This window comes from Microbulbifer sp. SAOS-129_SWC (assembly GCF_039696035.1).
Lineage (GTDB): Bacteria > Pseudomonadota > Gammaproteobacteria > Pseudomonadales > Cellvibrionaceae > Microbulbifer.
The window spans coordinates 1,529,083-1,540,000 of the sequence record NZ_CP155567.1; the positions used below are offsets into that span (position 1 = coordinate 1,529,083).

Genomic DNA, 10,918 nt, shown 5'->3' on the forward strand with positions numbered 1-10,918 from the left:
GATGCGGCTTGCCCGGAATCATGTGAATAGCAGATAGGGTTCCTCTTATGGACGCAGTCTCCTACTGGCCCCTGATCGGGGTCCTGGTCGTCATCGTCGGTTTTGCCTTGCGCTTCAATCCGCTGCTGGTGGTGACCCTGGCGGGTATCGCGACCGGGCTGGCGGCCGCCCTGCCCATCACCGAGATACTCAAGGACCTGGGCGAGGGCTTCGTCCACACCCGTACACTCTCCCTGATTCTGGTGCTGCCGCTGGCGGTGGTTGGGTTGCTGGAACGCAACGGCCTGCGCGAGCAGGCGGCGAACTGGATCTCCCGCTTCAAGAGTATCTCCGCCGGGCGCCTGCTGGCGCTGTACCTGTTTATGCGCGAAATCAGCGCTGCACTGGGCCTGACCGGCCTGGGCGGACACCCGCAGATGGTGCGGCCACTGCTCGCACCGATGGCGGAGGGTGCCGCGGAAAAGTCCCTGGGGCCGCTCACTGATGAGGAGCGCCAGAAGCTGCGCGCCATGTCCGCAGCCACCGACAATGTGGGCCTCTTCTTCGGCGAGGATATCTTTGTCGCCTTCGGCGCGGTCATGCTGATGTATACCTTCCTCTCCGAGCAGGGCTACCAGGTGGAGCCGATGCATATCGCGCTCTGGGGTATCCCCACCGCGCTCTGCGCACTACTGATCCACGGTATCCGTGTAGTGCGGCTGGATCGCCAGCTGGCCCGTGCGCGCGGCGCCTCGAGCGCGGCCGAGAGTGACTCGATCGCCGCGCCGGAGGGGCAGTAATCGTGGTGAAGTTAGAGCTGTTCTATGCCATCGCCGGTTTGCTGTTACTGGCTAACGCGGTGCTCACGGCAGTCGATCGAACCCGCCCCGGGCGCTGGCCGTCGGCGCTGTTCTGGGGATTGTTTGGCCTTCTGTTCCTGGCCGGCGACTGGCTGCCGTCCGCTGTAAGCGGGGCGCTGGTACTCGCCATGTGCCTGCTCGGCGGTTTCAATCTGGTGGTGGCCAAGCCCGCCGCCAAGCCGGATCAGCAGCGCGCCCGCGCCGGTGCCGAGCGGCTCGGGGTCAAGCTGTTCTGGCCGTCCCTGGCGATCCCCGGCTTCACCATGGTGGGTGCGCTGGGTTTTCCCTTTCTGGCGCGTCACGGAATCACGCTGGTGGCTCCCGCCAAGGCCACCCTGGTGAGTCTCGGCATCGCCTGTGTACTGGCCTTTATTCTTGCCTGTCGTTTTACCCGCGAAGCCCCGGCGCAGGGGCTGCGCGAGAGCGCGCGGCTGATGGACACCATCGGCTGGGCCATGCTGCTGCCGCAGATGCTGGCGACCCTGGGCATCCTGTTTGCCCAGGCCGGGGTCGGCGATGCAGTGGCGGATATCGTCGGGCAGATACTGCCTGAAGGGCAGCGTATCTGGGCGATCGTGGCCTTCGCCGTGGGTATGGCACTGTTCACCGTGATCATGGGCAACGCCTTTGCCGCTTTCCCGGTGATTACCGCGGGAATCGGCCTTCCTTTCCTGGTTGAGGAATACCACAGCAATATCGCGGTAATGGCCGCGATCGGCATGTTCTGCGGATACTGCGGTACCCTGTTGACCCCGATGGCCGCCAACTTCAATATCGTGCCGGCGGCGTTACTCGACCTGCGCGACCGGAATGCGGTGATCAAGGCCCAGGTGCCCACCGCGTTGCTGGTGCTGCTGGCAAATATCCTTCTCTTGTGGTGGTTCCTGTGAAAATACTGCTGACAGGTTTCGAGCCCTTTGGTGGTGAAGCCATCAATCCGTCCTGGGAGGCGGTGAAGACTCTGCATGGTTACCGCGATGCGGTAGAGACGCTGGAGCTGCCCTGCGTGTTCGATCTGTGCCTGGAGCAGCTGGGGCACAAGGTCAGGGCGCTGGCGCCGGACGTGATCCTGGCGATCGGCCAGGCCGGTGGGCGCAGTGCCATCAGCCTGGAAAAGGTGGCGATCAATCTCAACGAGGCGCGGATTCCCGACAACGCCGATCGCCAGCCCATTGATACGCCGGTAGTGCCGGGCGGGCCGGCGGCCTATTTCAGCCGCCTGCCCCTCAAGCGTCTCGCGGCCGGCCTGCGCGACCGCGGCATTCCCGCCGAATTGTCTTATACCGCGGGCACTTTCGTGTGCAATCACCTCTTCTACGGTGCCAGCCACCTGGCCGAAGCGCTGCCGCAGCGCCCGCGCGTGGGCTTCGTGCACATTCCCTACCTGCCGGAGCAGGCCGCGCGTCACCCGGGCAGCCCGAGCATGTCGCTGGCGAGCCTGACCGCCGGGCTGGCGGGCATCTGCGACGAGCTGCTGGCCGCCGGCAGGGACATGCGCGAGATCGAGGCCGTTGCCGGCACCACTCACTGAAGCCGCTGCGGGCCCTGCCGCCGGCGGAGCTTCGCTGCCTGCGCCATCTGCTGGACGTGGCGGAATCCGACTTATATTCTGACTGCAAGCTGATGAGATCGAGAATAATAAGCGCGAGAGCCCCCAATGATCCTATCCATCGACCAGGGCACCACCGGCACCACCGCCTTTGTCTTCGATAGCAGCGGCGCCCTGCGCGGCCGCAGCTATTCCGAATTTCCCCAGTACTACCCCCGTCCCGGCTGGGTGGAGCACAACGCCAGCGAAATCTGGGAGGTGACCCTGCGCGTGTGCGCGGCGGCGCTGGAGCGCGCCGGCATCGGTGCGGCGGAACTGACCGCCATCGGCATCACCAATCAGCGCGAGACCACCGTGCTGTGGGATCGGCGCACCGGTGAGCCGGTGTGTCCGGCGATCGTATGGCAGTGTCGGCGCTCGGCGGAGATTTGTGCGGAGCTGCAGCGGGCCGGCAAAGCCGGGTGGCTGCGGCAGAAAACCGGACTGGTGCTGGATCCCTATTTCTCCGCCAGCAAGCTGCAGTGGCTGTTTCGCGAGCAGCCCGAACTGCTGGCGCGGGCCCGCGCCGGCGAACTGTGTTTCGGCACCATCGACAGCTGGCTGATCTGGAAGATGAGCGGCGGCCGCGCGCACCTGACCGACCACAGCAACGCCAGTCGTACCCTGCTGTACAACCTCGAGCAGCGTTGTTGGGATCCGGACCTGCTGGCGCTGTTCGGGTGCCCGGAAGCTGTGCTGCCACAAATCCGCCCCTCTGCCGGGCGTTTCACCACCACCGATGCGGAGGCCTTCCTCGGCGCGACGGTCGATATTTGCGGCGTGGCCGGCGATCAGCAGGCGGCGCTGTTCGGCCAGGGGTGTACCCGCCCCGGCAGCGTCAAGAATACCTACGGTACCGGCTGCTTTATGCTCGCCTGCGCCGGCGAAGAGCGCCCGGTGGCTCCGCCGGGACTGCTGACCACCATCGCCTGCGGGCCCGACGGCGGTCCCCTGTATGCACTGGAAGGCGCGGTGTTCCATGCCGGCTCGGCGGTGCAGTGGCTGCGCGACGAGCTGGGCGTGATCCGCGAGGCGGCCGACACCGAGACCATCGCCCATCGCATCCCGGATACCCGCGGCGTCTACCTGGTGCCGGCGTTCAGCGGCCTCGGCGCACCGCACTGGGATCCCCATGCGCGCGGTACCATTTGCGGCCTCACCCGCGGCGCCGGCAAGGCGGAACTGGTGCGCGCGACGCTGGAGTCCATCGCCTACCAGAGCGAAGAACTGGCGCAGCTTATGGGCGAGGCCCTCGGTGTGGGCATCAGCCATATCCGTGCCGACGGCGGGGCCAGCGCCAACAATTTCCTGATGCAGTTCCAGGCGGATATTTCGCGGGTGCGGGTAGAGCGCCCGCGCCAGATCGAGTCCACTGCCGTGGGCGCGGCACTGCTGGCGGGGATCGGCGCCGGCCTGTGGAGCGCGGATGCGCTGCCCGGCTGCTTGCGGGAACTGGAGCGCGACTTTGTACCGCAGATGGCGGAGGCACGGCGCGACCAGTTGCTGCAGGGTTGGCAAAAAGCCGTCGCCGCCTGCCGCGCATTCTGATCCCAGCGGCCTATCCTCGAGTCAGGTTTTGATTGGAGGTGAATCCATGAGCGTCATTGATGAGATGCAGGCGACCATCGCCGAGATGGTCGATGGTCGCCGCGGTATCCTGGCTGCGGACGAGAGCAGCGGCACCATCGCCAAGCGCTTTGATGCGATCGGCGTCGAGTCCAGCGAGGAGAATCGCCGCTTTTACCGTTCGCGGCTGCTGTCGGCCGAGGGGCTCGGCGACTATGTGTGCGGTGTCATCCTGTTCGAGGAGACGTTGTCCCAGGCCGACGATGCGGGCATTCCGCTGCCGCAAGTGGCGGCAGCGCAGAAGATTGTGCCCGGTATCAAGGTGGACAAGGGCAAGGGCCCGCTGCCCGGGGCTCCGGGCGACATGATTACCTATGGCCTCGACGGTCTCGCCGAGCGACTCGATGGCTACAAGCAGCAGGGGGCGCGCTTCGCCAAATGGCGCGAGGTCTACCCCATAGGCCCGTCCAACCCCTCCCGGCTGGGGCTTACCGCCAATGCCGAAATGCTCGCCCGCTATGCGGCGGTATGCCAGGCGCAGGGCGTAGTGCCGATCGTCGAACCGGAAGTGCTGATCGACGGCGAGCACAGCATCGAGCAGGCGGCCGAAGTCAACGAGGTGGTTTGGCACGAGGTCTTTCACGCGCTGCACCGGCACGGCGTGGTGCTCGAACTGATGATCCTCAAGCCCAGCATGGTCACGCCGGGTAAGGAGTGTGCCAAAGCGCCCCCGGAGCAGGTGGCCGAGTACACGCTGCGCAGCCTGCGCCGCGCGGTGCCGGCGGCGGTGCCGAGTATCAATTTCCTGTCCGGCGGCCAGGGTCCAGAGGAGGCCACGGTCAACCTGAACGCCCTCAACCAGCTGTGGCAGTCGCCCTGGCAGCTCAGCTTTTCCTATGGTCGTGCGCTGCAGGAGCCGGCGTTGAAAGCCTGGGGGGGCGACGCTGCCAATGGGCCCGCGGCTCAGGACGCGCTGCTAAAGCGGGCGCGATTGAACCACCTGGCGATGCTCGGTGATTATGAGCCATCCCTGGAGGCTGACTAGTGCGGCCACCGCACTGCCGTCAAATGACAACAATTGGCACGGATAATAACGATAAACACAAGATGGGGAGAGAGTCATGGAATTTGTTTCGCGTGGTCACCGCCTGCACTATCGGCGCTGGTGGGTTGAAGGGGCGCTGGGCGCGGTTGTCATCTCGCATGGGCTCGGTGAGCACAGTGGCCGTTATCGGGCGCTGGCGCGCACTCTGAACGGTGCCGGTTTCAGCGTCTACGCCCTGGATCACTTCGGGCACGGCGAGTCCGAAGGGCGGCGCGGGCATATCGAAGACTTTGCCCATTACAGCGAAGATCTGTACCACTTCCTGCGCGTAGTGCGGCAGGAGATGGACAGCGAACCGCGTGCCGGTGGCGGGCGCCCGCTGCACCTGCTGGGGCACAGCCTCGGCGGTGTGATCGCGTGTGGCTGCGCCATCCGCTTCGGCGGTATGGACGGACTGGTTCTCTCGGCGCCGGGCTTTCGCGGCGGCGCCGAGCCCGGCGCGCTGGAGCGCTGGCTGGTGCAGCGGCTGGTGCGGCTGGCGCCGCGCCTGTCGCTGCCGAACCGGATCAATCCGCGCTGGTTGAGCCGGGATGAGACGGTGGTGGCCGATTACCGCGCCGATCCCCTGGTTCACAACCGGGTCACGGTCCAGTGGTTCTGTGCCTTCCTGCGCGAGCGCGAGTTCCTGCAGCCGCGTCTCGCGCAAATTACCTTGCCCTGCCTGGTGCTGCTGCCGGACGGCGATCTGGCCGTGGATCCGCGCACTACCCGTACCTGGTTCGACTTGCTCGGGAGCGATTGCAAGCGTCTGCACAGTTTTGCCGGTGCCTACCACGAGCTGTTTAATGAAGTGGAGGAGGGGCCGGTGGCGCGGGAGTTGCTGCTGCAGTACCTGAAGGCACAGCTGCCGGCGCCGCAGGCAGCGGCCTCCAGCTGAAGCTCGCGACGCGAAGGGCCGTGAAATACCCCGTCAACCGTTGTACTATACGCGGTCATTTTTGACCCGCGGTAGATTGGGTGGAGCATGGAGTCCATGGATAAGAAGTTGCTGAGTCTGTTGGTGTGCCCGGTGAGCAAGGCACCCCTCGAGTATCACGAAGATACTCAGGAGCTGGTGTGCAAGGCCAGCGGCCTGGCTTACCCGGTGCGCGACGGCATCCCGGTGATGCTGGAATCCGAGGCGCGCCCACTCACGGCCGAGGAAAAGCTGGAGAAGTGACTTCCGAGCCCAGCGTCTTCAGCAGGATCGTCGCCGGTGATATCGAGGTGCCGCGCCTCTACGAGGACGACCAGTGCATCGTCATCCGCGACCGCTCGCCGCAGGCGCCTACCCACCTGCTGATTATTCCGCACAAGCCGCTGGTCAATCTGTCCGATACCGAAGTCGCCGATAAACCGCTGCTCGGCCACCTGATGTGGGTAGCCGCAGAAGTAGCGCGCCGGCAGGGGCTGGAGGGCTTCCGCCTGGTGGTTAACAATGGCCGCGCGGCGGGGCAGACGGTCTTTCACCTGCATATACACCTGCTGGCACAGCGCGAGATGCGCGAGCAGGGGCTGGCTGACTAGCTGGCAAGCCGTTATTGGCCGCCTGTAAAACGAATATTGATTAACGAAGTGGAATTACGCTGGATGAAGAGTGCAGAGATTCGCGACGCTTTCCTGAATTACTTTGCCGAACAGGGCCACACCATTGTGCCCTCCAGTTCGCTGGTGCCCGGTAACGACCCGACGCTGATGTTCACCAATGCCGGTATGGTGCAGTTCAAGGACACCTTCCTCGGCCAGGAGCAGCGCCCCTACAACCGCGCCACCAGCTCCCAGCGCTGCGTGCGCGCCGGCGGCAAGCACAACGACCTGGAAAATGTCGGCTACACCGCCCGCCACCACACCTTCTTCGAAATGCTGGGCAACTTCAGTTTCGGCGATTACTTCAAGCGCGACGCCATCCGCTTTGCGTGGGAGTTCCTGACCAAGGTGCTGGGGCTGCCGGAAGAGCGCCTGTGGGTCACCGTGCATATCAGTGATGACGAGGCTGCGGATATCTGGCTGAAGGAAATGGGCGTGTCGGCGGAGCGCTTCTCGCGCCTGGACGAGGACAACTTCTGGCAGATGGGCGACACCGGCCCCTGTGGCCCCAGTTCCGAGATCTTCTACGACCACGGTGCAGACGTGCCCGGTGGCCCGCCCGGTTCCGACAACGATGACCTCGACCGCTATATCGAGATCTGGAACCTAGTGTTCATGCAGTACGAGCGCACTGCCGACGGCGAGCTGCACCCGCTGCCGAAACCGTCCGTGGATACCGGCATGGGCCTCGAGCGCATCGCCGCGGTGATGCAGAACGTTCATTCGAACTACGAGATCGACCTGTTCCAGGCGCTGCTCAAGGCTGCTGGCGACATCGTCGGCTGCAGCGATCTGGAAGAGAAGTCCCTGCGCGTGATCGCCGACCATATCCGCTCCTGCGCCTTCCTGATTGCCGACGGTGTGCTGCCGTCCAATGAGGGGCGCGGCTATGTACTGCGCCGCATCATCCGCCGCGCCGTGCGCCACGGGCACAAACTGGGCCACGAGCAGATCTTCTTCTACAAACTGGTGGCGGCGCTGGCCGAGCAGATGGGCGACGCCTACCCGGAGCTGCGCGACAAACGCGAGCAGATCGAAAATGCCCTGCGCAAGGAAGAAGAGCAATTCGCCAAGACCCTCGATAAGGGTATGGCGCTGCTGGAGGAGGGGCTCGCCTCCCTCGAGGGCAACGAGATTCCCGGTGAACTGGTATTCGCGCTGTACGACACCTACGGTTTCCCGGTAGACCTGACCCAGGATATCGCCCGCGAACGCGGCCTGAACCTGGATATGGCCGGCTACGAGGCGGCCATGGAAGCCCAGCGCGAACGCGCGCGTGCCGCCGGCAAGTTCAAGCAGGACTACACCGAGGCCCTGAATCTGGACGGCGCTACCGAGTTTGTCGGTTACGACACCACCGAAGCGGCGGGCACTGTGGTGGCCATCGTCAAGGATGGCGAGCAGGTTGAACGGCTGGCCGAGGGCGAAGAGGGCGCGATTGTGCTCGAGCGCACCCCCTTCTATGCGGAATCCGGTGGCCAGGTGGGCGACAGCGGCTACTTGAGTGCCGGCGACAACCGCTTCGAAGTGCGCGACTGCAGCAAGCAGGGCGCCCACCATCTGCACCTGGGTAAGGTGTTGGCGGGCGGTATCGCTGTCGGTGACAAGCTGGAGGCCAGAGTCAGTGCCGAAGTGCGCCAGGCCACCGCATTGAACCATTCCGCCACCCACCTGCTGCACGCCGCGCTGCGCAAGGTGCTGGGCGAACATGTGACCCAGAAGGGCTCGCTGGTGGATTCCGAGCGGCTGCGCTTCGACTTCTCCCATCCCGAGGCGGTCACCGCCAAGCAGCTGCACGCGATCGAGTCGCTGGTCAACGCACAGATCCGCGCCAACAGCCCGGTGCACACCGAGGAAACTGATATCGAAAGCGCCAAGCAGAAGGGCGCCATGGCCCTGTTTGGCGAGAAGTACGGCGACAGCGTGCGTGTACTGTCCATGGGGGAAATCAATGACGGCAGCGCCTTCTCGGTGGAGCTCTGTGGCGGAACCCATGTGCAGCGCACCGGCGATATCGGCCTGTTGCGCATCGTCAGCGAGAGCGGCATCGCCTCCGGGCAGCGCCGCATTGAGGCGGTGACCGGCGCCCACGCCCTGGCCCTGTTTGATCAGGCGCAGCAGCGCCTCGAGCACACCGCCGCGCTGCTCAAGACGCGCCCGGACACGCTCGCCGACAAGGTGGAGCAGCTGCTGGCCAACAACCGCAAGCTGGAAAAGGAGCTGGCGCAGCTGAAGACCAAACTGGCCAGTGGCGCCGGCGGCGACCTGTCCAGCCAGGCGGTGGAAGTGGCCGGCTTCAAGTTGCTGGCGGCGTCTATCGACGGCGCCGATCCCAAATCGCTGCGCGATCTCGCCGACCAGATGAAGAACAAGCTGGGTAGCGGCGTGGTATTGCTGGCGGCGCCGGGCGACGACAAGGTCGCCCTGGTGGCGGCCGTCACCAAGGACCTGACCAAGCGCGTGGCCGCCGGCGATCTGATGCGCTTTGCCGCCGGCAGGCTCGGCGGCAAGGGCGGTGGGCGACCGGATATGGCCCAGGGCGGCGGCACCGATATCGCGGCACTGCCGGAATTGTTGAAGGAAGTGCCAGGTTGGATAGAGCAGCAAGTGGCGGCCAGCTGAGTTGAATCTGGTATTTTGCGGCCGCAAGATCCCCGTTTTCGCTCTACGGGATCTTAACGGCCACTTGGTACTGGTTTATTTCGGTCAAGATGGCCGGAATTGACCGGAGCCAAGTTGATTTCGCCGATGTTTGGTGATTTAGTGCGCGACTTGCGCGAACTGGTACAAGACGCGTGAGACTAGGCGAGCCCGCCAACCATGTGGCGGGCGAGTAGTAAGGAAACACTGAAAGCGATGAGTTTGTTCGTGCAGAAATACGGCGGCACCTCAGTGGGCTCGATCGAGCGCATTGAAGCTGTGGCCGACAAGGTGGCGTCATTCCGCGCCCAGGGGCACGAGATGGTCGTGGTGCTGTCCGCCATGAGTGGTGAGACTAACCGCCTGGTCGATCTCGCCCACCAGATTCAGGAACATCCGGACCCGCGTGAAATGGATGTGCTGGTGTCTACCGGTGAGCAGGTCACTATTGCGCTGCTCAGCATGGCGCTGAAAAAGCGCGGCTATGACGCTTGTTCCTATACCGGGGGGCAGGTCAAGATTCTTACCGACAACGCGCATACCAAGGCGCGCATCCAGCGTATTGACGTCGAGCGTATGCGCCGCGACCTGGATGCCGGCCGCGTCGTCGTGGTGGCGGGCTTCCAGGGAGTGGATGACGACGGCAATATCACCACCCTTGGCCGCGGTGGATCCGATACCACCGGTGTTGCGCTGGCTGCGGCGCTACAGGCCACCGAGTGCCAGATCTATACCGACGTTGACGGTGTGTATACCACCGACCCGCGCGTAGTCGACAGCGCGCGTCGCCTCGATCGCATCACTTTCGAAGAGATGCTGGAAATGGCCAGCCTCGGATCCAAGGTATTGCAGATCCGCGCGGTGGAATTCGCCGGCAAATACAAGGTGCCCCTGCGTGTCCTCTCTACGTTTGAAGAGGGCGGCGGCACACTGATCAGTTTGGATGAGGATGACAAGGAGATGGAACAACCTGTTGTTTCCGGAATAGCTTTTAACCGCGATGAGGCCAAACTGACGATTCGCGGGGTGCCGGATACTCCCGGAGTAGCCTGCCGTATACTGGCGCCAATTGGCGCAGAAAATATTGAAGTCGATGTGATCGTGCAGAACATCAGCTCGATCGACGGCACCACTGACTTCACTTTCACCGTGCACCGCAACGACCTGTCCAAGGCCCGCGCCGTGCTTGAGCGGGTGGCGGGCGAGCTGGGTGCCCGGGAAGTGGTGGCGGATGACAAGATTGCCAAGGTATCCATCGTCGGTGTTGGCATGCGCTCTCACGCCAATGTGGCCAGCCGTATGTTCAACGCCCTGGGTGAAGATAATATCAACATCCAGATGATTACCACGTCTGAGATCAAGATCTCGGTGATCATTGACGAGCGCTACCTGGAACTCGCTGTGCGGGCCCTGCACAGCGAATTTGAACTGTCAGAGCCGCGTGCGGCGAGCTGACGCGAGTATTTGAACTATAACCAGAACGAAGGCGGCCGAGCGCTTTCCATAGCGATTCGGTCATTTGGCGTAGAGTCCGACCTGTTGAGATTTCGATCCACTGGTCAATACTGAATAATGTGACGGGCGATATTCGACCATTTGCGCCGCCATCCGGTT

General features: G+C 64.0%; 10 protein-coding genes. All 10 read left to right on the forward strand.

Annotated elements, in window-relative coordinates; genetic code table 11:
- Positions 1-47 precede the first annotated feature (47 nt).
- Positions 48-779 (forward strand): DUF969 domain-containing protein, encoded by a 732-nt coding sequence (locus tag ABDK11_RS06475; protein WP_346839486.1) that lies wholly within the window; start codon positions 48-50, stop codon positions 777-779.
- 2 nt (positions 780-781) lie between these two features.
- Entirely contained in the window at positions 782-1,729 is a 948-nt protein-coding gene (locus tag ABDK11_RS06480; RefSeq protein ID WP_346839487.1) for a DUF979 domain-containing protein, read from the forward strand.
- Positions 1,726-2,370: a pyroglutamyl-peptidase I gene (gene pcp / locus ABDK11_RS06485; RefSeq protein ID WP_346839488.1), complete on the forward strand. Its 645-nt coding sequence runs from the start codon at positions 1,726-1,728 to the stop codon at positions 2,368-2,370. The genes ABDK11_RS06480 and pcp overlap by 4 nt, the downstream gene beginning before the upstream one ends.
- A gap of 126 nt (positions 2,371-2,496) precedes the next feature.
- A complete protein-coding gene (gene glpK / locus ABDK11_RS06490) occupies positions 2,497-3,975 on the forward strand; it encodes a glycerol kinase GlpK (RefSeq protein WP_346839489.1) in 1,479 nt (492 codons plus the stop codon).
- Between the two features lie 46 nt (positions 3,976-4,021).
- Positions 4,022-5,038 (forward strand): class I fructose-bisphosphate aldolase, encoded by a 1,017-nt coding sequence (locus ABDK11_RS06495; protein WP_346839490.1) that lies wholly within the window; start codon positions 4,022-4,024, stop codon positions 5,036-5,038.
- A gap of 76 nt (positions 5,039-5,114) precedes the next feature.
- A complete protein-coding gene (locus ABDK11_RS06500; RefSeq protein ID WP_346839491.1) occupies positions 5,115-5,975 on the forward strand; it encodes a lysophospholipase in 861 nt (286 codons plus the stop codon).
- Positions 5,976-6,071: 96 nt separating this feature from the next.
- Complete coding sequence (locus tag ABDK11_RS06505; protein ID WP_346839492.1) at positions 6,072-6,257, forward strand: Trm112 family protein; 186 nt, start codon at positions 6,072-6,074, stop codon at positions 6,255-6,257.
- Entirely contained in the window at positions 6,254-6,604 is a 351-nt protein-coding gene (locus tag ABDK11_RS06510) for a histidine triad nucleotide-binding protein (RefSeq protein WP_346839493.1), read from the forward strand. Before ABDK11_RS06505 ends, ABDK11_RS06510 begins: the two co-directional genes overlap by 4 nt.
- A 63-nt stretch (positions 6,605-6,667) precedes the next feature.
- On the forward strand, positions 6,668-9,286 hold the full coding sequence (alaS, locus tag ABDK11_RS06515) for an alanine--tRNA ligase (protein WP_346839494.1): 2,619 nt from the start codon (positions 6,668-6,670) through the stop codon (positions 9,284-9,286).
- Positions 9,287-9,520: 234 nt separating this feature from the next.
- Positions 9,521-10,759: an aspartate kinase gene (locus ABDK11_RS06520; RefSeq protein WP_346839495.1), complete on the forward strand. Its 1,239-nt coding sequence runs from the start codon at positions 9,521-9,523 to the stop codon at positions 10,757-10,759.
- The last annotated feature ends 159 nt before the right edge of the window (positions 10,760-10,918 follow it).